Origin of the sequence: Kordiimonas laminariae, from assembly GCF_023008165.1 — a bacterium.
Classification (GTDB): domain Bacteria; phylum Pseudomonadota; class Alphaproteobacteria; order Sphingomonadales; family Kordiimonadaceae; genus Kordiimonas; species Kordiimonas laminariae.
Genome location: NZ_JAKQZA010000002.1, coordinates 45200 through 69212, shown reverse-complemented (window position 1 = coordinate 69212; position 24013 = coordinate 45200). Strand labels below are relative to the sequence as shown.

At 46.5% G+C, this 24013-nt stretch carries 19 protein-coding genes; 11 read left to right on the top strand and 8 right to left on the bottom strand.

Annotation, left to right across the window (positions count from 1 at the left end):
- Positions 1-31: 31 nt before the first annotated feature.
- Positions 32-910 carry a branched-chain amino acid aminotransferase gene (locus MF542_RS03715; RefSeq protein WP_247016101.1) on the top strand — a complete coding sequence of 293 codons (879 nt, stop codon included), beginning with the start codon at positions 32-34 and terminating at the stop codon, positions 908-910.
- 52 nt (positions 911-962) lie between these two features.
- Here the strand turns inward: MF542_RS03715 and MF542_RS03710 are convergent, their stop codons facing one another.
- A complete protein-coding gene (locus MF542_RS03710) occupies positions 963-1370 on the bottom strand; it encodes a helix-turn-helix domain-containing protein (protein WP_247016099.1) in 408 nt (135 codons plus the stop codon).
- 201 nt (positions 1371-1571) lie between these two features.
- On the opposite strand from MF542_RS03710, the gene MF542_RS03705 reads away from it, so the two are divergent.
- The 5 genes from MF542_RS03705 to MF542_RS03685 all read left to right on the top strand — a co-directional run bounded on the left by MF542_RS03705 (position 1572) and on the right by MF542_RS03685 (position 7963).
- Entirely contained in the window at positions 1572-2381 is an 810-nt protein-coding gene (locus MF542_RS03705) for an outer membrane protein assembly factor BamD (RefSeq protein ID WP_247016097.1), read from the top strand.
- Between the two features lie 26 nt (positions 2382-2407).
- Complete coding sequence (recN, locus tag MF542_RS03700) at positions 2408-4078, top strand: DNA repair protein RecN (protein WP_247016094.1); 1671 nt, start codon at positions 2408-2410, stop codon at positions 4076-4078.
- 3 nt (positions 4079-4081) lie between these two features.
- The gene (ligA, locus tag MF542_RS03695) at positions 4082-6433 is read left to right on the top strand and encodes an NAD-dependent DNA ligase LigA (protein ID WP_247016092.1); all 2352 of its coding nucleotides are present in this window, start codon (positions 4082-4084) and stop codon (positions 6431-6433) included.
- 75 nt (positions 6434-6508) lie between these two features.
- The gene (locus MF542_RS03690) at positions 6509-7522 is read left to right on the top strand and encodes a TIGR00341 family protein (RefSeq protein WP_247016090.1); all 1014 of its coding nucleotides are present in this window, start codon (positions 6509-6511) and stop codon (positions 7520-7522) included.
- A gap of 132 nt (positions 7523-7654) precedes the next feature.
- Positions 7655-7963 carry a hypothetical protein gene (locus tag MF542_RS03685; protein ID WP_247016088.1) on the top strand — a complete coding sequence of 103 codons (309 nt, stop codon included), beginning with the start codon at positions 7655-7657 and terminating at the stop codon, positions 7961-7963.
- Between the two features lie 43 nt (positions 7964-8006).
- On the opposite strand, the gene MF542_RS03680 is transcribed toward MF542_RS03685, so the two are convergent.
- The 4 genes from MF542_RS03680 to MF542_RS03665 form a co-directional block, all read right to left on the bottom strand.
- Positions 8007-8921 carry a 50S ribosomal protein L11 methyltransferase gene (locus tag MF542_RS03680; RefSeq protein WP_247016086.1) on the bottom strand — a complete coding sequence of 305 codons (915 nt, stop codon included), beginning with the start codon at positions 8919-8921 and terminating at the stop codon, positions 8007-8009.
- 17 nt (positions 8922-8938) lie between these two features.
- On the bottom strand, positions 8939-11287 hold the full coding sequence (locus MF542_RS03675; protein ID WP_247016084.1) for an ATP-dependent helicase: 2349 nt from the start codon (positions 11285-11287) through the stop codon (positions 8939-8941).
- Positions 11288-11378: 91 nt separating this feature from the next.
- On the bottom strand, positions 11379-13163 hold the full coding sequence (locus tag MF542_RS03670) for a chloride channel protein (RefSeq protein ID WP_247016083.1): 1785 nt from the start codon (positions 13161-13163) through the stop codon (positions 11379-11381).
- Positions 13164-13640 (bottom strand): acyl-CoA thioesterase, encoded by a 477-nt coding sequence (locus MF542_RS03665; protein ID WP_247016081.1) that lies wholly within the window; start codon positions 13638-13640, stop codon positions 13164-13166.
- A 152-nt stretch (positions 13641-13792) separates the two neighbouring features.
- Here MF542_RS03665 and MF542_RS03660 point away from each other — a divergent pair, with 152 nt between their 5' ends.
- Positions 13793-17209 carry an AsmA family protein gene (locus MF542_RS03660; protein ID WP_247016079.1) on the top strand — a complete coding sequence of 1139 codons (3417 nt, stop codon included), beginning with the start codon at positions 13793-13795 and terminating at the stop codon, positions 17207-17209.
- On the opposite strand, the gene MF542_RS03655 is transcribed toward MF542_RS03660, so the two are convergent.
- A complete protein-coding gene (locus MF542_RS03655) occupies positions 17169-17396 on the bottom strand; it encodes a ribbon-helix-helix domain-containing protein (protein ID WP_247016077.1) in 228 nt (75 codons plus the stop codon). The genes MF542_RS03660 and MF542_RS03655 overlap by 41 nt on opposite strands.
- Before the next feature lie 104 nt (positions 17397-17500).
- Between MF542_RS03655 and MF542_RS03650 the strand changes: the two genes are divergently transcribed.
- The gene (locus tag MF542_RS03650; protein ID WP_247016075.1) at positions 17501-18628 is read left to right on the top strand and encodes a DNA alkylation repair protein; all 1128 of its coding nucleotides are present in this window, start codon (positions 17501-17503) and stop codon (positions 18626-18628) included.
- On the opposite strand, the gene MF542_RS03645 is transcribed toward MF542_RS03650, so the two are convergent.
- Together MF542_RS03645 and MF542_RS03640 are read right to left on the bottom strand one after the other, a co-directional pair.
- Positions 18629-19093 carry a GNAT family N-acetyltransferase gene (locus MF542_RS03645; RefSeq protein WP_247016073.1) on the bottom strand — a complete coding sequence of 155 codons (465 nt, stop codon included), beginning with the start codon at positions 19091-19093 and terminating at the stop codon, positions 18629-18631.
- Between the two features lie 145 nt (positions 19094-19238).
- Entirely contained in the window at positions 19239-20780 is a 1542-nt protein-coding gene (locus MF542_RS03640) for a SulP family inorganic anion transporter (protein WP_247016071.1), read from the bottom strand.
- A gap of 377 nt (positions 20781-21157) precedes the next feature.
- Here MF542_RS03640 and MF542_RS03635 point away from each other — a divergent pair, with 377 nt between their 5' ends.
- Genes MF542_RS03635 through MF542_RS03625 form a run of 3 tightly spaced genes read left to right on the top strand, consistent with a single transcriptional unit; the run spans position 21158 to position 24003 of the window.
- Positions 21158-22393, top strand: a complete 1236-nt coding sequence (locus tag MF542_RS03635; RefSeq protein ID WP_247016069.1) for a hypothetical protein — start codon at positions 21158-21160, stop codon at positions 22391-22393.
- A gap of 14 nt (positions 22394-22407) precedes the next feature.
- Complete coding sequence (locus tag MF542_RS03630; RefSeq protein WP_247016067.1) at positions 22408-23535, top strand: hypothetical protein; 1128 nt, start codon at positions 22408-22410, stop codon at positions 23533-23535.
- 9 nt (positions 23536-23544) lie between these two features.
- Positions 23545-24003 (top strand): hypothetical protein, encoded by a 459-nt coding sequence (locus MF542_RS03625; protein ID WP_247016065.1) that lies wholly within the window; start codon positions 23545-23547, stop codon positions 24001-24003.
- The last annotated feature ends 10 nt before the right edge of the window (positions 24004-24013 follow it).

Here is a 24013-nt window from a genome sequence, read left to right as displayed (position 1 = left end):
ATTATAGTTTTTAAGTTTTTGGAGAAATGAAATGACATCCTCGTCTTTTGCAGACCGTGATGGCACAATCTGGATGAATGGTGAGTATAAAGATTGGAAAGCCTGTGATGTCCATGTCCTTACACATGCTATGCATTATGGTAGCTCAGTATTTGAAGGGCAGCGAGCATATAATGGAAAAATCTTCAAATTAGAGGAACACACGGAGCGTCTTTTCGCTTCAGCTGATACTCTGGATATGACTGTCCCGTTCTCCCAGCAGGAAATTAACGATGCCTGTAACGAGCTTCTTGAGAAAAATAATCTGGTAGATGCTTATTGCCGCCCAGTTATTTGGCGTGGTAGCGAGATGATGGGTGTTTCCGCGCAACATAACCGTATTAATGCGGCTATAGCAGTATGGGAATGGCCGTCATACTTCTCTCCGGAAGCGCGACTTAAAGGTTTACGTCTTAATATTTCTGATTGGCGTCGTCCGGCACCTGATACCGCGCCTGTACATGCAAAAGCAGCTGGGCTTTATATGATTTGCACGCTTTCTAAGCATGCAGCTGAAGCTAAGGGCTATGACGATAGTCTGATGTTTGATTATCGGGGGCAGGTTGCAGAAGCGACCGGCGCAAATATCTTTTTTGTTAAAGATGGTGAAATTCATACCCCGACGCCAGATTGTTTCCTGGATGGTATAACACGCAGAACAGTAATGGACCTGGCAAAGCGCCGCGGTATTAAGGTTACAGAACGTGCGATTATGCCTGAAGAGATGGAAGGGTTTGAGCAAGCATTCCTTACAGGTACTGCGGCTGAAGTTTCCCCGCTGGCTGAAATTGGTCAGCATAACTTTGAAGTCGGTGAGATTACCAAACAGCTTATGTTTGATTATGACGCACTAGTACGCGGTGAACTTTAATAAAACTAGATTTCAGAGATTTTAACGGCGGGCCGCAACCCGCCGTTTTTTGTTACATGAGTTTAGAATCGCGAATTGCGCGAACTAAATCGTTTAAAGCGTTCTGGACATTGCCTGTAGGAATATTCTCTATACCTGAGGTAGTTATATCCAGATCATGAAGGCGCCCGCCGATTAGCTCATCAGCTGGAGGTAGACCTTCATAAAAATGCGACACATTCACCTGCATAATGTGCGCTAGAATATACATTCTACCCGCACTTATGCGGTTTAATCCGCATTCGTATTTCTGTACCTGTTGATAGGAAATACCTAAAATTTGGCCGATGTCTTGTTGTGATAAATCAAGTGCTCTTCGTCTGTCTCTCAGGCGTTGTCCCACATGTTTATCTATCAAATCGGCTTTGCGTGCCGAAAAATCGCCATTTTCTTGATGGTTACTCTCTGAGTAAAGCACCATTGACTATCCTTCCTTGGTTGCAGAAGGTTTTCTCCGTTGGCTAAGGCATAAAGCTGTGCTAGAAGTCTGCCTGAACCAAATACTGCCGGGACACCCTTCAGTGGATTGGCAAAAATAATACTAATGGTTGCAATGGTTGTAGGATATCCTCTTATAGGAATATTGCAAGATATTTTGAGTTTCGTCGGGGTGACAGGTTGTATGATTGGTAAAAAGTTAATTAAAACAAGCATGTTAGCTAGTACAGTGTTTTTGGCTGCTTGTAGTTCCGGTGATAGCGAAGATAAGTATGTCGCTCGCGATGTAGAGGTTTTGTACAACCTTGCACAGGATAATCTTAAGCGTGGTAGATATCAGTTATCAGCGTTTGCGTTTGATGAAGTAGAGCGCCAGCACCCTTATTCCGTATGGGCCCGTCGTGCACAGCTTATGTCTGCATATGCTCATTATATGAATAATGATTATGATGATTCCATTTTGTCCGCACAACGTTTTCTGCAGTTGCACCCCGGTAACAGCTCAGCTCCATACGCCTATTATCTAATCGCACTAAGTCACTATGAACAGATTTCTGATGTGGGACGCGACCAGGCGAAAACCCATGAAGCGGTTGCTGCGCTTACCGAAGTGATGCGCCGCTATCCCGATACGGATTACGCCCGTGATGCACAGCTGAAGCTATCTCTTACCCATGATCACCTCGCGGGTAAAGATATGGAAGTAGGTCGCTTCTATTTAGGGCGACAGGAATATCTTTCTGCCGCTATGCGTTTTCGCAATGTGATTGAGCAGTATCAGACAACAAGCCATGCGCCTGAAGCACTACACCGCCTTGTGGAAGTGTATCTCGCACTTGGAATTGTTGATGAAGCACAAATGGCAGGCGCTGTACTTGGAAACAACTATCCGGGTTCAAAATGGTACCGTTATAGCTATGCCCTCTTGACAGACAGTGACTTAGAGCCTGAAGTAAAAGAAGGGTCTTGGCTTGGTAAGCTGTGGCCATTTTAAGTTGGGCTTAGGTTAAGGGGGAAGGGATGCTGACCAGCCTCAGCATTCGAGATATTGTCCTGATTGATAAGTTGGACCTTGGGTTTGACCAAGGTCTTACTGTACTCACCGGGGAGACAGGCGCAGGGAAATCCATTTTGCTGGATAGCCTTGGCTTGGCAACAGGTGCACGTGCTGTACGGGCACTTGTACGACAAGGCCAAAAACAAGGCAGTGTTTCTGCTGAATTCACACTTTCTCAAGATCATGAAATCTGCATGCTGCTCGATGATCAGGGTGTGGATCATGGTGATGGAATTATTGTTGTCCGGCGGCAAATTACTACCGATGGCCGTAGTCGGGCTTGGCTCAATGATCAACCTGTTGGACAGGCACTTCTCTCTCAAATAGGTGAACAACTTCTCGAAGTTCACGGACAACATGATGACAGAAGCCTTCTGGAGCCGGGTGCACACCGTGCACTTCTCGATGCTTTTGGTGGTTATGATAAAGAACTGGGTGTAGTTAAGAAAGCACACAAAGCGCTTCAGGTTGCCAAGAAAAAATTAGCGCAAATGGAAGCGGACCTTGAAGCTGTTCAACAGGATGAAGAATATATCCTTCATGCACAGGAAGAGCTGGCAGCGCTTAATCCAGAAATTGGAGAAGAGGGCGAACTAAGCCAACAACGCACTTTGATGATGCAGGGCGAGAAACTTTCTGAAGATTTAGATTCCTATCATGCTGAGCTATCAGGCCGAAACGGCGTTGATTCAGTGCTTCGAGGTGTGTTGCGCCGTATGGAACGCACAGAAGGCGGGGCAGCTGAACTTGTAATGCCGGTTATTCAGGCGCTTGATCGGGCTTCTATTGAACTTGCGGAAGGGATTGAAACGCTTGAAGGTTTGATGCGGGATATTAATTTTGATCCGCAGGACCTTGAAGCGATCGAAGAACGGCTTTTTGAAATTCGTCGCCTTGCACGCAAACATAACTGTCAGCCTGATGACCTAGCATCTATCTCTCAGAAATTCGAAGGGCAGGCACAAGCGCTTTCCAAAGGCGAAGAACTGGTTGCCGAAGCAAGGCGAGAGCTCAAAGAAGCTGAAGCTGCGATGGAAGCCGCTGTTGAAAAGCTTAGTAAAAAGCGTGAGCAGGCTGCAAAGAAACTTGATAAACAGGTTACTGCTGAATTACCGCCGCTCAAGCTGGAAAAAGCTATTTTCCGCACGCTTATTGAACCACTGGATCGCTCAGAATGGACCCAGCTTGGCGGTGAACGTATTACCTTTGAGGTGAAAACTAACCCGAGTACGCCGTTTGGGCCTATGATAAAAGTGGCCTCCGGTGGTGAGCTTGCACGTTTTATTCTAGCGCTGAAGGTAGTTCTTGCTGAAGGTGGTGCTGCACCTGTGATGGTGTTTGACGAGGTGGATAAAGGCATCGGCGGTGCGACCGCCAGTGCTGTTGGCGAGCGCCTGAAACGCCTTTCAAAGAATGCACAAATCCTTGTGGTAACCCATAGCCCGCAGGTTGCCGCATGCGGGGATGTTCAATTCCAGATTTCTAAAGCCGATCAAAAGGGCGAAACTCGTACTTCTGTCGCTGAACTCACAAATAGCGAGCGCCGCGAGGAAATTGCGCGTATGCTGGCGGGCGCGGAAATCACCGATGCAGCACGAGCCGCTGCGGACCAACTTTTAAATACTGACGGATAAAGAATGTCATCACTATTCACTGTTTCTGTTGAAGGGCTTACTAAAACGGAAGCTCGGCTGGAGCTGGCGCGTCTGGCAACCGAGATTAAATTCCATGATCAGAAATATTATGCGGATGATGAACCAACCGTTTCTGACGCTGAATATGATGCACTAAGACAGCGCAATAGCGCTATCGAAGAACGTTTTCCTGAGCTTATTCGTAAGGATAGCCCTTCTGGCCGGGTGGGTGTTGCCGTTAAGCAGGATAAGTTTGGTAAAGTAACGCATGCGAGGCCAATGCTCTCGCTTGATAATGCATTTAATGATGATGATGTTGTTGAATTTGAAGGCAAGGTGCGCCGTTTCCTTGGTGTTGTAGAAACAATTCGTATGACGGCTGAGCCCAAGATTGATGGTCTCTCGCTAGCCGTACGCTACGAAAAAGGTGTGCTTGTTCAAGCGGCAACCCGTGGTGATGGCGCTGTTGGTGAAAATGTAACCGCCAATGCTAAAACCATTGAAAATATCCCTCACAAACTAGCCGGTGAGGGTTGGCCAGATGTGCTTGAAGTACGCGGTGAAGTCTACATGGGCAAAGAAGATTTTGCCAAACTGAACGCGGACAATGAAGCCAAAGGTGATAAGGTTTTCGCCAATCCAAGGAATGCAGCCGCGGGATCGCTCCGCCAATTGGATGTAAGTATCACTGCGAGCCGTCCACTCAAATTCTTTGCCTACGCGTGGGGGGAAGTGTCTGAACTTCCTGCTGATACGCAGATGGGTATGGTAGAACTCTTCAAGGCTTGGGGCTTTGATGTGAACCCGATGATGCAGGCATTTGACGGAGCTGCAGGCGTTATCAGCCAGTACCGCTTGATCGAAGAACAACGTGCATCTCTCGATTATGATATCGATGGCGTGGTTTATAAAGTTGATCGCCTTGATTACCAAGACCGTCTCGGTATGGTGGCGCGCGCACCGCGTTGGGCTATTGCACACAAGTTCCCGGCAGAGAAAGCAACAACGCTTCTGAAAGACATTGATATTCAGGTGGGCCGTACTGGCGCACTAACACCTGTTGCTAAATTAGAACCAGTTACGGTTGGCGGTGTGGTTGTCTCTAACGCAACACTTCATAACCGGGATGAGATTGAGCGTCTTGGCGTGCGTATCGGGGATACAGTGGTCATTCAGCGGGCTGGTGATGTTATCCCGCAAGTGGTTGAAGTGGTTGCCGATAAACGGCCTTCGGATGCTGCGCCGTTTGTATTCCCTTCTGAATGTCCTGTATGTGGTTCCCATGCCGCAGCTGAAGGGGATGATGTTGTTGTGCGCTGTTCTGGTGGGCTTATTTGTTCTGCACAGCGTATGGAACGCCTGAAGCATTTTGTTTCCCGTAATGCTTTTGATATCGAAGGCCTAGGTAACAAACAGATTGAAGCATTTGACGAATGGGGCTGGGTGAGGGAGCCCGCTGATATTTTCCATCTTTCAGAAAAGCAGGATGAGCTTTCAAGGAAAGAAGGTTGGGGCGAAAAGTCTGTAGAGAACTTAATCGCAGCTATTGAAGAGCGCCGGGAGATTGATTTCCACCGGATGTTGTTTGGCCTTGGTATTCCTTCTATTGGGCAAGGAACAGGGAAACTGCTAGCACGTCATTTCATTGATGCGGCTGGCTTAATTACCTATTTAAATCGGACAAAAGAAGTTTTAGGGCAGTTTGCTGTTGATCACAGCCCTCAGGAAATTTCATCTTTGCATTACTGCTTGCTTGCATTTGGGCATTTGAAAGAATTTGAGATTTCTTTGAAGCCTGACGAATTATTTGCCGCGAGCAATGCCTTTATTACTGTTGTTGCGGGTCGTTTGGAACGGATTGAAAGCGGCAAGCTCAAGGCTGAAAATATCAAGGTTCAACATCTACAGACTGTTGCCAACCTTGGAAACAAGGCGGATTACCGTTTTCCTCAGGATAGTGCTCGCGAACTATATGCACATGATCAGGAACTTGCTGCCATTGATGGCATAGGTTCGGATGTTATTCTGAACTTAGCTGATTTCTATTTTGAGGATCAAAACCGCACAGCGTTCCATAATTTGATTGAAGAACTCAACATCAACCCTGTTGAAGCACAAGCCGATGATAGCCCTGTTTCCGGAAAGACTGTGGTTTTCACTGGTACACTTGTGGAAATGACAAGAGCTGAAGCCAAAGCAAAGGCAGAAGCGTTGGGGGCAAAGGTGTCTGGCTCAGTATCTAAGAAAACAGATATATTGATAGCGGGCCCGGGCGCAGGATCCAAACTGAAGAAAGCAACTGATCTGGGCGTAAAAACCATGACAGAAGAAGAATGGCTTGCGTTAATTTCATGATAGTAAATTAGCCAAGATTTTTATTGAAAGCTGTGAACTGCTCTCTTACCCTCAGGCGTGGGGGAAGGAGCAGTTATGGCCTTAAAACTTTTACAAATCACCGCACCTATTTCAGCAGAAAATAACATCCGCAAGATGGCGGCCAGTGAAGGTGTTTTGTCCTTCACGCGCGGTACCGATGTGGAAGATGATCATGCTATGTTTTTTCTGCTAACAAGTGCAGAGAACAGGCAGCAAACCATTGATAAACTTCATAACTTAGTGAAAACCTCTGCCCAGGCACGTATTAATATATTACCTGTTGATGCGACACTCCCTGCGCCGGGGGGAATTCAAGGCCAGTCTGATACACGCGAAGAGTTATATCCAAAACTGGTTTCCAGCGTGCATATGGATTTAACCTACTTAATGCTTGCTGCTTTTTCTACAATCGTTGCGCTTGTTGGGCTTATTCAGGATAATATCGCGGTTGTTATCGGGGCTATGGTAATTGCTCCTTTCTTAGGGCCAAATCTGGCATTTGCTTTTGGTACTTCGCTCGGTGATCGTGGCCTTATGCGCAAAGCATTCTTAACAGGTATAACGGGCGTTTCTGTCGCGGTTCTTATGTCTATGTTTGTAGGTGTAATTTGGGGCTATATTCCTGATAGTGCTGAACTGATGGCGCGAACAGACGTAGATTTGAGCGGTGTCGCCCTTGCTGCTGCATCTGGTGTGGCTGGTGTGCTATCCCTTACTTCAGGCCTTTCCATGACACTTGTTGGCGTGATGGTAGCGGTAGCTTTATTGCCGCCTGCGGCCACGTTCGGATTTATGTTAGGTGCTGGAGAGTTAAGATTGGCATATGGAGCCATGCTTCTACTCTCTGTAAATATCGTTTGCGTAAATCTTTCAGGCCTCGTGGTGTTCTTAGCGAAAGGTATTAAACCAAGATTATGGTTTGAACGCCGTATGGCGAAGCCTTATGTGTTATGGGCTATCGCGTTCTGGTCTGCCGCACTAATCGGGTTGATGTGGGTGATGGGGACAAACCCCATGGCAGCACTCTATTATATTCTCAATCAGCTAGAACTCACGCTTCTGTCATAACCTGTGAAGCTATGCGTTTTACGCATAGCTAATTTGCAATCTTAATATCTTCTTAATCATGTTGCGTGCGCCTATCTAAGTGTCACGCCTCAAACGGAGGCGCGCATAACACACGATATACGAGATAATAAAATGGCACAGACACAAAGAACGACAGAACTTGCACCTTACAGCTTTATGGCCCTTATGGCTTCTGAAGGTCAGATCCCCCACACTATTAGCGCCCCTGCTAAGCCTTTGTCTGCGTCTGTTAGTATTGAAGATCGTGTACGCGGCCTTGCATCAGATATTACTGCTGAAGGCGATTTCCTCTCCCTGATGGTTGAGAAGAAGCAAATGCGCGCTCTTCCAAAAGCACGTCCGATCAGCATTAAGATTGTACGTCCTGCAAACCTTGGTGGTGACCTCCCGACCAACTTCCAAGGCGGCGCATACGCATAAGTTGATGGCCCGGTTTTATGCTGCCGGGCCTGGCGTTTTCTGGTTAGGGTTTCGTAAGCGATAACGCTAACCACTCCCCATTCTCAATTTTGCCCTGAGATACTAGTCCTCGCGTCAGATAGGCGTCGAGGACTTCTTTTTCCTGCGTTGCAAGCAGGCCTGAAAGAATAAGCTTTCCACCAGCTTTCAAGTTATCTGTGATATCGCCTGCCATATCCACAAGCGGGCCAGCCAGAATATTCGCTGTAATCAAATCAAACGGCGCATCATGTTTGAAAACCGGATCTTCAAGCCCGTCCGCTACAACTAGGCCAATACCGGGTAGATTACTGTCTGCCGGGCGTTCATCCCCTTTGTTGATCACGATGTTATCACGGCACACATCAATAGCGATTGGGTCAATATCACTAGCGATAACACGCGCATCTGACCATACTTTATGAGCAGCAAGTGCAAGCACACCTGAGCCCGTGCCCAAATCAAGAACTGTTTCAGGTGTGAAATCAGTATGTGCGATACCATCAATAGCGCTTAGGCAACCGGCCGTGGTTTCGTGTTTGCCTGTACCAAAAGCTTGTCCTGCATCGATTTGCAAGTTGATTGAACCTTCTTTCGCTTGATCTGCATCATGGCTGCCAAACACAAAGAAGCGGCCAGCTTCAACAGGTTGCAGAAGTTTTTGGCTTTCCGAAACCCAGTCTTTTTCTTCAATCGGTGCAATCTCGTGATCCCAATCAAGAAGGTTACCTGCGGCCAGCATTTTGGTAATGAAGCTATAATCAGGCTCCGTAGGGAAATAAATTTCGATACGCCAGTCGTTTTTGCCAGCTTGCTCGAAGTAGGAAAGAGTAGGGGGAAATTCACCTATTTCATCAGCAATTAGCTCGATCAGTGTCTCTAGCTTCTGTGCAGTAGCAAGTGGTAGCTCGCCGGAGAGGCACCATGATTGATCTGTCATTTCTTTGTCCTGTTCTTTTAGGCAGGGTCAACAAAACTATCTACAACGCGTTTTGAACCCGCTTTGTCGAAGTTTACCTCGAGCTTGTTGCCTTCAATATCTTCAATAATACCGTATCCGAATTTTTGGTGGAACACACGTTCTCCAATAGCGAAATCGCTTACGGGTTTTGATTCGATCTTTTTCTTACGTTTTGGCTTTGGTGCCAGCACTTCCTGGTATCTGCGATCACTATAGCCTTGGTTTTGCTCTTGCTTATGGGCTCTAGCTCGCTGCCATCCGGGGCCATATTTATCGCCGGAAGATGTGAAGTAGCCTTCATCAGAATAATCACTTTGTCCCCAACCACCTGAACGGTTTGGTTTGTTGGAATAAAGCCCTTGTTCTGATTCCATTTCTACATGGTCTGTTGGTAGTTCATCTACAAAGCGGCTAGGCAGGCTGGATTGCCACTGGCCAAATACCTGTCTGCTGCCTGCGAAATAGATGAAGGCTTTTTTCTTGGCGCGGGTGATGCCCACGTATGCCAGCCTTCGTTCTTCCTCCAACCCCTTTACACCTGTTTCATCAAGGGCGCGTTGGTTCGGGAATAAACCTTCCTCCCAACCGGGCAAAAATACAGTATCAAATTCAAGGCCTTTTGCAGCGTGAAGGGTCATCAATGATACTTTTTCGCGGCTATCGTTACTGTCATTTTCCATGACCAGTGAGATATGCTCAAGGAAACCGCCAAGGTTTTCAAATTCACCCATCGCAGAGACAAGCTCTTTCACGTTTTCAAGCTTGCCGGGCGCTTCTGGAGATTTATCGTTCTGCCACATCTCCATATAGCCAGATTCTTCCAGAAGAATTTCTGTTACCTCAGTGTGGCTGTGAGTGTGGAGCATTGCGCGCCAGCGGTCAAAATCATCCATCAGGCGTGTGAGGGATTTTCGTGCAGCAGGACGTAGTTCATTCAGACCTGTGATCTGCCGTGCCGCACGGGTCATGGAAATTTCATGGGCACGGGCCAGATGGTGGACCTTTTGAACTGTCGTCGTGCCAAGGCCACGTTTTGGTACATTTACAATGCGTTCAAATGCCAAATCATCGTCTGCTTGAGCAATTACTCGCAAATAAGCCATCACATCGCGGATTTCGGCGCGTTCATAGAAGCGTGGGCCGCCAACAACCCGGTAAGGCACACCGAGCGTGATCATGCGTTCCTCGAATTCCCGCATTTGGAAGCCAGTACGTACGAGGACGGCGATTTCGCTTAAGGCATGTTGTTTGCGCTGGAGGTTTTCAATTTCATCACCAATAGCGCGAGCTTCTTCAGGCCCATCCCATACGCCCTTAACCGTAACCTTTTCGCCTTCGCCTTTATCGGTCCAAAGCGTTTTACCAAGCCGGTTTTCATTGGCGGTGATCATTGCTGAAGCGGCGGCAAGAATATGGCCAGTTGAGCGGTAGTTCTGCTCAAGCCTGATTACTTTCGCACCCGGAAAATCATCTGAGAAACGAAGAATGTTACCAACCTCAGCGCCACGCCAACCGTAAATGGATTGGTCATCATCACCCACACAGCAGATGTTTTGTGTAGACTGGGCAAGGAGACGAAGCCACAGGTATTGGCAAACGTTTGTATCCTGATACTCATCAACGAGAATATAGCGGAACTGTTCATGGTACTGCTTCAGAACATCTGCATGGCTTTGAAAAATGGTGATTACATGCATTAAAAGATCACCAAAATCACAAGCATTTAGAACCTTAAGGCGTTCCTGATAGAGCTTGTAGAATTTGGCGCCCAAGCCATTTGCATAAGCCTGGCCTTCACCTTCAGGCACACGTTCTGGCGTGAGTGCACGGTTTTTCCAGCGGTCAATAAGACCAGCCAGTTGGCGCGCGGGCCAGCGCTTATCGTCAATACCTTCAGCCTGCGTGAGTTGCTTCAAGAGACGGATTTGATCATCTGTATCGAGGATGGTGAAGTTAGACTGAAGGCCAACCAGTTCGGCATGTCTGCGCAGGATTTTTACACAGATTGAGTGGAAAGTGCCGATCCACATACCTTCAACAGGACGGCCGAGTACACGGGCAACTCGTTCCTGCATTTCCTTTGCCGCTTTGTTGGTAAAGGTAACCGCAAGGATATTCCACGGCGCTGCTCTGCCTGTTTCCATAAGGTGGCCAAGACGTGTGGTTAGTACACGGGTTTTCCCGGTTCCTGCGCCCGCAAGCACAAGAACGGGGCCATCAACAGTCATCACAGCTTCATGCTGCGGTTCGTTGAGGCCTTCCAGGTAAGGTGGTGGTCCGTGCGGTGTGGGGGCAGCAGGCGCAGGCCCCATATCCAGATCGTCTAAATCAAAATCATCCATCATGGTGCTGCTTATAGCACTGGGTTTCATAAGAACGAAGCAAGAACTTTATGATTTTGAAATTAGTATGAAAATGCAGTTTTAGGCAGCAGATTTATCCGTGTTGACCCTGGGTTTCCAGCAGAGCCCGGTTATATTCGCTGATCACATCCCGGTGTCGAATAAGGCCCACCACAACCAGATTTTCCGTTGGTGAAACAACAGGCAGAATATCTTCACCGCTACTCTCCATGCGGTTCAGGGCGACTTGCATGGCATCGTTTGCTTTCACGCTGTTTGCCATGGAGCGCATAAAATCGCTTACTGGTTTTTGTTTTGTTTCTTCGTTATCAAAGGCGTCTGGTGGTAATTGATTAAAGCTTAACAGGCCGCGCATCTGTCCTGTTTCATCGGTTACAATCAACACGCCGCCACCTTGAACCACAAGAAGCTCTCGCGCTTTAATCACTGTTTCAGTTTCGCGGATAGTGAAGAAGTCTCTGCTCATATGATCCGAGATACGCGCGGATTTAAGAAGGTATGTAGCCCGGCCGCCTTCAAGGCAGATGCCCCGGTTCTCAAGCTGCATCAGGAAGATGCTGCGCTTGTAGAAGATGTTTGAGATGGTGCTGGCAACCGCAGAAGCGATCATCACTGCGATGGTGACATTATAATCGCCTGTGATTTCAAACACGATCAGCATGGTTGAAATAGGTGCGCCCAGAACGCTTGATGCAACAGCACCCATACCGATTACGGCATAAAGTCCGGGTGTGGATGCAAACTCTGGCGAGATGGAGCCCACAATAATGCCGAACGAGCCACCAACCATAGCTCCAAGGAATAGTGAAGGGCTGAAAACTCCGCCACCAAATCGCCCGGCGATGGAGATAATCGTGGCTGCCATTTTAGCAAATACCAGCGCAACAAGCAGAGAAAAGCTGTAGTTTCCATTCAGTGCTTCACTTGTTGCTTCATAGCCAACGCTGAGAATTTCAGGATAGGCCAGTGCAATGCAGCCAAGAAGGATACCGGCAATGGCAGGATGCAGCCATATAGGGATCAACCGGAAATGAACCCGAATTTTATCGCTCCAGTTCAGGCCTGACATAAAGATAATAGCCATGATGGCAGAAACTATGCCGAGCATGAAGAAGGCTGGAAATTCCCAGAAACTAGTGATGGCATATTCAGCCGTATGGAAGACCGGAAAATCACCAAGGTGGGAGCGGCTTACAAGAGTTCCCGCAATAGCTGCGATAACGATGGGGGCGAATGTATGAAGCGCATAGTGACCAATAATCACTTCAAGTGCGAAAAATACCCCGGCAATTGGGGCATTGAATGAAGATGCAACAGCTGCAGCAACACCGCAGCCTAAGAGTGTTCGAGCGACAGCTGGATTAAGCTTCAGTGTTCGGGTTACCCATGAAGCAAGTGTGGCGCCCAGATGTACTACAGGGCCTTCGCGGCCAGTTGAAGCGCCTGCGCCTAGTGAAATAATGGTGGTGGCAGCGCTCAGGAAACCACTCTTTAATCCGACACGGCTATCATGAAGAGCAGCAGCTTCAATGACGTGCGGTACACCACGGGCCTGATTTTTATTAATGAAGCGAATGATCTGCCCGACAATAAGGCCGCCAATAGTGGGAACCGCTATGATTTGCCACGCTGGGAGTGATTTGGCACCGGTTGCCAATTCTTTTTCGCCAATTCCAAAACCTAAATGAAGAAGCCAGTCAATAGCGAGGTAAAAGCCTATGGCAGCATAGCCGGAGATGACACCCACAAGCACAGCAAGCAGAGTGATGGCGCCAAATTCCAGCCCTTCAGTGCTGAACATAGTTGCCCTGATATACCGGTTTATTTTACCGGAGATACTTCCCTCTGTATCAGCCATCTATGACTTTTTCCTGAACCCTAAAGCCTTACCTATATGGTCAGGTATACCGCGCTTTGAATTTGAAACAAGCTCTTGCAGCATTTTATATTTATCTTCAGGGAGTTTTTGGCTCTTTCGTGTGTCCATGTTTACGTAAATAGACATAGATTCCATAGTGGCGATTAGCTCACCAGTTGCGGCTTTTTCCATACCCACCCAGAAATGCATCCGCTTTTCATCGAGATCAAAAGGGTTTACATGGAGCTGGATTTTCTCGCCGGGTAATACTTCATTCAGGTAGGTAAGTTGTTGTTGAAGAGCAAACCAAGATGCGCGGTCGTTTTTGATGCCATCGGCGCCAAAACCGATACTTTCAAAAAAAGCCATTGCAGACCTGCTGAAATAGAAAAGGTAGCCGGTCACATTCATGTGTCCGTTGAAGTCTTCCCACTGTTTATCAACAGTAAAGTCTATTTTAAAATCAGTATGTTGCATATGTACTCAATCCGAAATTTGATGCAGCTTAGACAGCTGGATTGAAAAGGTTAAGAAAAAAGCGTCTAATGATTGCCTAAATCTTATAGTTAATTGAAACATAGGTCATTTTCGGTGACCTTCCATTGTCATTCTGAGTGCGGAGATCGGTTGTGAAGCATAGTTGGCCCTTGAAGATGCTGTATGGCTTTTTAGGCGGGGTTTTGATTGCGCTGGTAGGGATTTCCGTTGCTCTTAATTTCCTTGATTGGAATGAATACCGGGAAGAAATGTCTGCTATTGCATCTGATCAGCTCGATATGCAGGTTGATCTAGCTGGTGATGTTTCCTTTGCGCTTTTTCCGCGCCCCTCTGTTTCTCTCGAAACCATAAGCTTGGCACCAAATACTGAAGGTTTCTCTGAATCGGTTGCAACAGCTGAACGTATTCAGATGCGCCTTGGCTTCAGTAGCTTGTTTAAAGGTGAGGTTGCTATCCAAAGCCTGTCGCTTGACGGTGTGTCCGTCACTCTCGCGGAAACCGAAGGTGGTGCGTGGAAAGTGAAGGGTTGGCCTGTTGCAGAAAACCCTGAAAGCGCGAATGTGAATATGGCGTTTGAGCGTATGGGGATTTCGGGTGGTGCGCTTGTTCTTGAACATCAGAGCGGTGAAAAACGAACGCTGGAGAATATCAAATTTGATATTGAAGGTAGCCTGCCCAGAGGCCCGCTTGATTGGGTGGGTGGTTTTAGCAGCAATGGACAAGTGATTGAAGCGAGCGGCCGTATGCGCCCCGTTTCTGTGCGGGATGAGGTTTCCCTGAAAACAGATATTACTGTTGGTGGTTCGACCCTTGAAGTAGCCGGACGGATTAGTGGTACAGGTGATGTCACTGGCAGGGTCATTATGTCGGGCAGTGAATTGCAAACAGTGCTTTCGGCTCTTGCCTTAGCGGCAGGTAGTTCAGATGTTTCTGCACCCAATTTACCATTTGCTTTTGATGTTCAACTGGAAAAGCAAGGGGATATCACAAAGCTTGTAAGCCGTGAATTAATGGTTGGTGATACTAGAGGGCGTTTGGATGTAACGGTGGCTGACAGGAGAGGCATGCAGCATGTAACAGGTAATGTTGCGCTTGGTGTGATTGATGCAGACGCGTGGATTAAATCTCTTGTTTCGGTGCCTGTGAACAGTAATGAGGTTCAGCCTCAAGCATCAACTGACGGTATTATCCGTGGGGCACTGGACTTCACTATTGAAGGCGTGAAACTTGGAAGCGGTATTGGGCAGCGGGTAGATGCCGTTCTTTCCTTTTCAGAGGATGGAGCGTCAATAACATCGATGCAGGCTCTGCTACCGGGGGCAACAAGTTTCACGTTTGCTGGTGCGCTTAATGCAAAAAACGGCGGCGGTACTATTGCTCTGAATTCAGGTAATCTGAAAGGCCTGATGGTTTGGCTTAATCTGGAGGCTCCTGCTGAATTAACAGCAGGAAGATTGGCGGCAGCGAAACTTAATACAAAGCTATCACTAAATAACGGTAGTTGGACACTTGATGATATCACGGGGGAAATTGACACCACTAAATTTACCGGAGGAATCTCTGGAAAGGTATCCAGCCCGGTGCCAACACAGTTTTTACTACGCCTTGAGGAATTAAATCTGGATTCCTATTTGATTGAAACTTCAGGTGATAAATCTGATGAAGAGTTTCAATTCCCTAATCTGGAAACAGCTGTTGATCTGGAAATCAAAGAGCTTCTCTATAAAGGGGCTGTTCTTGAAAAGGTAAAGATTACAGCCGTAGTTTCGGAGAATAAGGTTGAGGTTTCTCATGCGGGGGCCGAACAACTTGGAGCTACTTTTATTACTAATGGTGGCGCTGCTCTCATCGGCAATCAGATAGAGATTAACCTGAATGGTGAAATGATTGCTTGGCCTATTTTGCAAGGCTCCTTCTTAAGTTCTGATTATAAATCTCAGGCACGAGCACTCGGCTTTCAATTGGTGAGCGGAAAAATTTCTCTTTCTGGGCCAATGGATAATATGCGTCTGGGATTAGATATTGGAAACGGTGCGGACAAATTATTATTGACCGGACAATTGGGTATTAGCGGTGGTGCCGTAACAGATTACAATCTTCAGGGAAGCATTAATCACCGAAATATCGCCGACTTTGCGCAGTTAATATCTGATGATTTGGATTGGAACAATGTCCCTGTTGAACTAGCGCTTGATCTGGAGAAAAAGGCTGCTTCAGAGGAAGTTGGGTTTAAAATTGGAGGCTCTGCTGCTGGCGCAAGGTTAACCCTTGAAGGCAATCGCGGCGCTGAGAATACATCTGCCCAGATTACGGTCAATCACGACAGGGCAGGCACATTGCTTTCAAGCCTTGGAATAGAAGCCTCGGTTCTCAACGCTGCAGAAAACTTGCTGGTTGATATGGCCTATAATGACAAAGCTGGTGATATTTCGATTTCCGTGAACGAAGTAAGGAATGGGCAGGGCCTTTTAAAGGGGCAATTCAGCCTTTCCTCAGCTAAAGTGTTGCAGGGGCAAGGGATAATTGAAAATTGGTCTGTGAACTCTTTAACTGAGGGGCAAAGTAATGGAGCACCGACAAAATTAGATCTCTCTAATTTCGGGAGTTATGTGGGAACAATTGGGTTATCTCTAAAAAACCTTACTATATTTGGGCAACGCCTTGAGGCCAATGATGTATCAATCGCTCTCGGTGATGCAACGGCTCAACTTCAGTTCGGGCGGGGAGCTACACTAAACGGAAAACCTTTAAGTGGTAATTTAACAGCTGTTCTTGAGGGTGAGCAGCGTTTTAATGGTACGCTGAATACTGATGGTATAGCACTGGATAGGTATTTGAAATCTCAAGGATATAAGGTGTTTGCGAGTTCTACCATCAAAGGTGGGTTAGAATTTAGCGGTGCGTTGAATGCAGGCAAGCCAGTTGCTGCAACTCTGTCTGCGACTGGAGATTTTTCAGGCGAGGGCGGTGCGCTGGAGTTTATTGGTGTGCCTAATCTTGTTGCCCAGATGCAGTCGGCTAAATCAAGCCGAGGCTTTTTGAATAATATTGGCGGGCTGCTGCGTACAGGTTCTACCCCACTTGATGTTTTAAATGCTAAATTTACGATGGATAGTGGGGTAATGCTGCTTGAACAGGCAAATGCTTCTGGCAGTTGGGGTAAGTTCAACATTGATGGGCAGCTTAATTTTGTAAGCGAGTTTATGTCTCTTAAAGGGCAATTGGAATTAACTCAGCCCAAAGATACTCCCACAATCCCTGTAAATTATCAGGGAGCATTTAATAACCCCAATGCACAGTGGGAAAGTCGTTTGTTCGAACGGTTTGTGATAGCAGGGATTGAGCGTCGCCTTAGAAGTGCTCTGTTCAAAGAGCGGGAAGCTGCTGGTGATGGAAAACAACAAACACCTGGCGCAGCTGTTTTCAGTCGGGCATTTGGTCTTTTGGGTGCTCTCCAAAAAGCGCAGGAGAAAAAGCGAGAAGAAGAACGGAAGAAGCAGGAAGCTGCTAAAGCTGCTTCTCAAGAGACTGAAGGACAAAAACCCTAAGCGCGCCGGAAAGCGAGCCTGCTCTGGCTTCATCCAGTTGGCGTACCAGTTCATTAACCGATAGATCTTGTTCTTTCGCAAGCGCGCGTAGATGCTTCCAAAATCCCCGTTCAAGCGAAATGGACGTGCGGTGGCCTGAGATGGTCACCGAATGTTTTTCAAGCTGGGCTTCTTCTAGATCAAACATAAAGTGTCTGTTGCATGGCAGTAGAGATGCGTCAAGTATCTTGCGGTTTTGACAGGTTTAGTTAATTTGAGAACATTAAGTGAACATTTTATTGGAAGTTCAATATGGCTGAAGCGTTTAAAAATGCATTTAACGAACAGGTTATCACCTTAATGGCTGATATTTTAAAACGTACTTATCCTGCATTCAGGCGTGATGATTTTATTTGCAGTTGTATGGAAACGCTTGAAGCGCTTGAGCTTAAAGAGCGTGTGGGGTTGATTGTTGATCGGCTTGATCGATTTTTACCCGCTGGTTTTGATGAATTTGCCAATATACTTTTAGGCGCTATGCATCCCGCAGAGGATAATACGGAACTTGCGCCTGTAGAATGTGATGAAACGGGCCTAAGAGGTTTTCCTGCTTGGCCGCTTATTGATGCAGTCACTAAACGCGGTATTGATGTGCCAGAAAAGGCGCTGCCGGTTTTGAAAGAACTAACGAAACGGTTTAGCGCTGAGTTTGCGATACGGCCTTTCATTGCTAAATACCCCGATTATTGCGCCTCAGTGTTTAGGGAATGGATTAAGGATAAAAACCGCCATGTACGGCGTTTGGTGAGTGAAGGGTCGAGGCCCCGGCTGCCTTGGGGGATACAGCTTAAGGCGCTTGTGACTGATCCTGCACCGATGTTGCCGTATCTGGAAGCGCTCAGGGATGATGAAGAAGAATATGTGCGACGCTCGGTGGCTAATCATCTGAACGACATCGCGAAAGATCATCCTGATTTGGTTGCTGGTATAGCGGCAGATTGGCTTAAGGATGCCAGTAAAAATCGAGAACGCTTGGTAAGGCATGCATGCCGTACGCTGATAAAACAAGGGCACAAAGGTGTTCTTCAGGCTTTCGATTATGGTGCTGTCGGTAAAATGAAAGCTGATATCCGTATCCACACATCCAAGGTGGTTTACGGTGAAGCGCTGGCGTTTGATGTAGCTTTTTCAGGTGGTGTGAAAGAGCAGGGAGTGATGGTTGATTATGCTATTCACTTTGTAAAAGCGAACGGGAGCACTGCACCAAAGGTTTTCAAATGGAAAGATACGAAACTAGATAAAACGGGTGCATTGAAAGCTGGTCGCAAACATGCCATCAAGCCAATCACTACAAGGAAATATTATGCTGGTGAACACCAGCTTGAGATCATTGTGAACGGCGTATCACTCTCAAAGCAACCGTTCACATTGGTAATGTGATTAATCTACCTGAACGTCTTCTGGTGCCCAGATGCAGATACCCTTGTTGTGGTATTCCACGCCCATGCGGCGGTAAAAAGCAATGGTGCTGAAGTTTTCTCGCTCTACACCCCAACGGATATGAACACCACGTTCTTTACCCATGCGGCCAATTTCCTTGAGGAGTTTGGAGCCAATACCGTGCCCACGGGCATCATTGCTTACATAGAGATCATCAATCTCGATCAGGTCTTCGCCAAACCAGATATGGAAACGTTCATAGTAGGTTGCCATTCCCACAACGTTACCTTCTTCTTCCGCAACTAAAATATTGAAGCGTTTGCCTTCACCAAAAGCTGCATCGGCAAACTGTTCTTTGGTGATTTGGAAATATTCCTCAGCTTCATCATTCACGGCCATAGCTTGTGCTAAGCCGTATGTTGCTTCCAGATCATCTGGTGTTGCGTCTCTGATTGCGAAACTCATAGCCCCTCACAAATTCTGGGGTCAGCATCATTACTGTACCCGTGCCCAAATGTTAGCTTGGGCGGAAGAAGGCTTTATGTCAACCAATGAAAAAGGGAAGCTGTATTAGCTTCCCTTCTCCTAAATGCGGTTGTTTTGAGCCGCCTTAATGTTCCAGCCGGCCTTCATAATCCATTGCGATACCATATTCTGGATCTTCGCTTGGTGCTACTTCAACCCTGTTTCCACCCTTTGTTAACAGGTGTTGGCAGTCTGCGCTAAGGTGGCGTAGTTTCAGCGTTTTCCCTGCTGATTTATAACGTTCTGCGAGGGCATCAATTGCCTGCAGACCCGAATGATCCCAAACACGAGTATCAATGAAATCAATCACGACAGTGTCTGGATCAGTTTTCGGGTTGAACAGATCATTGAAGCTGGAAATTGAACCAAAGAAAAGCGGCCCGTGCATTACGTAAATTTTCTGGCCTTTATCATCCACGCTTGTGTTTGCGCCAATCCGTTTCGCAGCCTGCCATGCAAATACAAGCGCCGAAACAATAACGCCTACTATCACTGCGATGGCAAGATCGCTGGCAACCGTTACGCCAGACACCAGAATAAGAACAAAAGCATCTGCTTTCGGGATTTTGTTGATAATACGGAAGCTGGACCATGCGAAGGTGCCAATTACCACCATAAACATCACACCAACAAGGGCTGCGAGTGGAATTTGTTCAATCAGGCTGCTGGCAAACAGAATAAAGATCAGAAGAAACACCGCAGCCAGTGTTCCAGCAACACGGGTACGACCACCTGAGTTTACGTTGATCATGGATTGACCAATCATGGCACAGCCGCCCATACCGCCAAAGAAGCCAGTAATAAAGTTAGCCGCGCCTTGTGCGAAACATTCTTGGCTGGTGCCGCCTTTTTCATCCGTAATTTCAGCAACTAGATTAAGTGTTAGCAAAGATTCAATAAGACCAATTGCCGCCAGGATTACTGCGTACGGGAAGATAATTTTGAATGTTTCAAAATTGAACGGCACATCAGGAACAGCGAAGTCAGGTAAACCACCGCTGATAGAAGCCATATCACCTACGCGCGGTACATCAATGTTAAAGCCAATCACGATGGCTGAAACAACAAGAATTCCGAGAAGCGGGGCCGGGAACGCCTTCACATACTTGGAACCAAGCCAGATAGTTCCCATTGTAAGGAAGCTGAGACCAAGCATCATTGTAAGCTGGTCTGTCGGCATCCATTCGCCAGTACCCGCCACTTTGAACTGGCCAAGCTGCGCTAGGAAAATAACGATAGCAAGACCGTTTACAAAACCTAACATTACTGGATGAGGTACCATCCTGATGAATTTCCCGAGCTTAAAAGCTCCGGCAAATATCTGGAGTATTCCCATAAGGATAACTGTTGCGAACAGATACTGTACACCGTGGGTAACTACCAAGCTTACCATCACAACAGCAAGTGCGCCTGTCGCGCCCGAAATCATGCCAGGGCGACCGCCGATAAGTGCTGTTACAAGGCCTACGATAAAGGCGGCATAAAGGCCTACAAGAGGATTAACTTGTGCAACAAAGGCAAACGCTACTGCCTCTGGTACTAGCGCCAAGGCAACGGTAAGCCCGGAAAGGGTTTCGGTTTTATACTCAGAGAGTGACAGCTTTGGAATAGCAAACGGTTTAGACACGGTGTTGGCCCTTGTGTTGGGGATTACTCTGCTTCCTGTGAGAGTCTTAAAGGCGGCTTCTAGGCCTTGAAACGACAGAAATCAAGGAAAACCAGTTATACACATAGCGTGAAAGGGATAATATATAGCTAATAGTTGCAACACTTTAGCGAGTCGTTTGTTTTAATCTTTATAGAATAAAATTAAAAGTTGATGTTCAATTTTAAAGTGTTCGGTGGTGCTTAGCTTTTTTGGTTAAATATGTATAATATAAGATATTGATAAATATAATGTAACTTTCTTGTTGGAGAATATTTTAATAATATTTTAAGGATTTTTCTTAGGTTGAATAACACTTAATGATAGCATCCTCCGAACTTTGCAGTGAGGGGGCAGATATGGCATCAAATACACCACCATATCAGATGGCAGCAAATCAATCGCGTACAGCACCATCAGATGATTTTTCAACAAGCTTATTGCTGGCTTTTCGAAGTAAGGCAAAGGCCTTTGCTTTTACCATGGCTATCATGGTCATTTTATTCGTTTTCTATACGTTTGTGCACATTTTTCGAGACGTTCCGGATAAACCGTGGGGCGATGCTTTTGAAATTATGCCCGTTGGATATCTCGAAGTTGATGTGAAAAAGGATATCTTAGCGAAGTTCTTCTCTCCAGAACGATCAAAAGAGATTGTTGAGGAATTGGATGCCAGTTTTAAAAAACAAAGGGAAGTTGCCTTTGAGGAGCGAAAATCTATCCTGGATAACGCTGGTAGATTAGCACGGCGTCTCGATATTAGTTTACCACAGATTTTGGATAGGGCTGGCATCGCAAAAATCAATGAACAAGGTATTCTGCCTGCTACTGATGCAGAATATAAAGCTGCAGACCTTACCGCTTTAACTGCGTGGTTTGAGGTAAACCGTAGTAAGTTCTATGAGAATAAGTCTACGCAGATTGAATATTTAATCGAAAGTCTGCGCAAACAAATCGCAAATGAAAAAAAAGTTGTCCAAAAGCTCTATGATGATGCTGTTGCAAAGGATTACGATTTAAAGTTCTTATGGCTCTATCATGATGGATATGGCTGGATCTTTGAATTGGTGTTTTGGTCATTGGTAGGGGTTTTGTTGAATACGCTTGTATCCCTATCCAAAGCTACTAGAGCGAGCTTGCCTGAATATAAATCAACTGATGGTAACCCAGCGACACCGTATAGCGCGACGCGTTTCCTTCTTGTGTTTCCACAGCTTCTTATTGCGCCAGTTGTAGCACTGATTGTGGTGGCATTTGTCATTGCCGGAGTAACTAACGCGCAGGTGAATCTATCAAATTTACCGTGGTTTCTAATTTTTGCTTTCTCCGCAGGCTTCGCGAGTGAACGTCTCACAGGTATTCTTAAAGAAGCAATCAATAAAATTATTCCTCGGTTCGGTTTGGCGGAAGCCAAGATCGATGTTCAATATGGGCAAGCTGCGAGGAAAAGACTGGCCGATGTCAGTTTTAACGACAACAAACCCGGAAACTTTGAAGAGTTTAAGGTGGTCTTGAAAGATGCTGTGAAATCCAATCTGGCACTGGAGGTTGATAAGGTTTCTGACAAAGCCAAAGCTGCAGCGGTGAGCAAATAGTGAGGGGAACTATAATGATTTTGAAGCTTTTTGATAAAATGCACCTAAGTGCTTCACCACAGAAACTACTGCTTATTTTAGGGGTGTCAGTAACCTTGGGCGCATGTGTGGGCAAGGACGGGGCGATACAGGTGGCCACGCAGGTTGAACATACCTCTGCGAATGCAAAACTGGCTGTTGAGCAATTGAAAAAGAACCATGAACAACAGGTGGCGGCGCATATTAAGACACGTGAGACACTGCGAAGTCTTTTAGAAGGTCGGTTGAACGAAGAAAATAAGCAGGCAGTTGAGCCCTTAAAACAAATTAAGGCAACAGCTCTCGCAAAGATCGACACGCTCTATTTTGAAACGATTACAGCCGTGCGGGCAGATAAGAAAACAGCTCTTCAGCTGTTGGACCAGCAGCTGGATAAAGAAATGCAAGAGCTGCAGCACCGGGCAAATGCTCTTGAACAGTTATCGCTTGCCGCGCGGGAAAAACAAAAGAAATTTCCAAACGACAAAGATGTGGCGCTTGAGGTGAAAGATGCTGACGCAAAATATATGGCTGCTGCCGCAGCGTATCTAGATATCAGGCTTACTGCATATGAAAGAGGTATTAAGGCCTTGGAAGCTGCAGAAGAAGAAGCTTTGGAAAAGCTCAAAGGTAAACGTCAGGAAATCTACGCGAAGATTGATGCTAAATATGTCAAAGCGCTGGAGGATATGCCAGTTCTTACAAAAGAAGATATTGATTTAGGCCCTGATCCAACAGTGCCTGAGGGTTATGATCTAGTACTTACATCGCAGGAAGCAATCTCAAACGGTGCTGTGCAAATTAAAAGGCAGCTTGAATCATCGGGTTTTGGAAAGAATTCATTCTTCCAGTTAGGTCTTCGCTCTTTTGGGCAGGGGCTGATAGCTGGAGCGTTCTCGTCGAAATCTGGCGCTGTGAGTGCTGATGATTTGAAGACTTCTGGTAAGGACCTTTTGGGAGCTGTTAAGGAAGAACTTGCTGACGATTTAGATGATGTAGAAGAAACCGCACGTTCTGTTTTTTCTGACTTTAAATCGGATGCGCTTGATGCCTTACAAAAGAAAGTGAAGGAAAGCATCGAGCCCGTGGTTGATAACGTTATAAAACAACCGGCAGCATTATAGGAGGGGATTATGAGTAAGTTTCGCTTAAATTGGGATATCGTAGAACAAAACATGGATGCTGAAACAGCTGAAGTTGTAGGCCGTACCAAAGTAAATGTTGATGCTGCGGTTGATAAGGTTGTTGAAGACTTTGTAGGGGCTGTAGCCGAAAAGTTAGATAAATTCACTAATGATAGCACCGGCGTGATTACCGCTTTTGATGCCGATATCGCAGAAGCCCGTAAGGAGTTGGATGATACGGTTACCTCGTTAAGAGCACAGTTACAGGCTATTAGAGATGCCGCTGGAGCAGTTCAAGGCAGTATTGAAAATAGTGATGAGATGCAGAAACAGATTAATGCACTGAATACCGCGACGGGCACCTTGAAAGGGGAGCTGGACGGTTTTCAGGAAAAGGTCACTAAATTTGGAAGCACAGCGGGGAAATTTATTGCTGGCAGAGTACGGACTACCTTAATCGGTATTTAACTGTTTGAAG

Bases quoted from the DNA above. Each gene is read 5' to 3' on its own strand.
- MF542_RS03710 (WP_247016099.1), bottom strand. From the start codon at position 1,370: ATGGTGCTTTACTCAGAGAGTAACCATCAAGAAAATGGCGATTTTTCG.
- recN (WP_247016094.1), top strand. From the start codon at position 2,408: ATGCTGACCAGCCTCAGCATTCGAGATATTGTCCTGATTGATAAGTTG.
- MF542_RS03680 (WP_247016086.1), bottom strand. From the start codon at position 8,921: ATGACAGATCAATCATGGTGCCTCTCCGGCGAGCTACCACTTGCTACT.
- MF542_RS03650 (WP_247016075.1), top strand. From the start codon at position 17,501: ATGGCTGAAGCGTTTAAAAATGCATTTAACGAACAGGTTATCACCTTA.
- MF542_RS03645 (WP_247016073.1), bottom strand. From the start codon at position 19,093: ATGAGTTTCGCAATCAGAGACGCAACACCAGATGATCTGGAAGCAACA.
- MF542_RS03630 (WP_247016067.1), top strand. From the start codon at position 22,408: ATGATTTTGAAGCTTTTTGATAAAATGCACCTAAGTGCTTCACCACAG.
- MF542_RS03655 (WP_247016077.1), bottom strand. From the start codon at position 17,396: ATGTTTGATCTAGAAGAAGCCCAGCTTGAAAAACATTCGGTGACCATC.
- MF542_RS03675 (WP_247016084.1), bottom strand. From the start codon at position 11,287: ATGATGGATGATTTTGATTTAGACGATCTGGATATGGGGCCTGCGCCT.
- MF542_RS03665 (WP_247016081.1), bottom strand. From the start codon at position 13,640: ATGCAACATACTGATTTTAAAATAGACTTTACTGTTGATAAACAGTGG.
- MF542_RS03635 (WP_247016069.1), top strand. From the start codon at position 21,158: ATGGCATCAAATACACCACCATATCAGATGGCAGCAAATCAATCGCGT.
- MF542_RS03670 (WP_247016083.1), bottom strand. From the start codon at position 13,163: ATGGCTGATACAGAGGGAAGTATCTCCGGTAAAATAAACCGGTATATC.
- MF542_RS03690 (WP_247016090.1), top strand. From the start codon at position 6,509: ATGGCCTTAAAACTTTTACAAATCACCGCACCTATTTCAGCAGAAAAT.
- MF542_RS03685 (WP_247016088.1), top strand. From the start codon at position 7,655: ATGGCACAGACACAAAGAACGACAGAACTTGCACCTTACAGCTTTATG.
- MF542_RS03625 (WP_247016065.1), top strand. From the start codon at position 23,545: ATGAGTAAGTTTCGCTTAAATTGGGATATCGTAGAACAAAACATGGAT.
- MF542_RS03715 (WP_247016101.1), top strand. From the start codon at position 32: ATGACATCCTCGTCTTTTGCAGACCGTGATGGCACAATCTGGATGAAT.
- ligA (WP_247016092.1), top strand. From the start codon at position 4,082: ATGTCATCACTATTCACTGTTTCTGTTGAAGGGCTTACTAAAACGGAA.
- MF542_RS03705 (WP_247016097.1), top strand. From the start codon at position 1,572: ATGATTGGTAAAAAGTTAATTAAAACAAGCATGTTAGCTAGTACAGTG.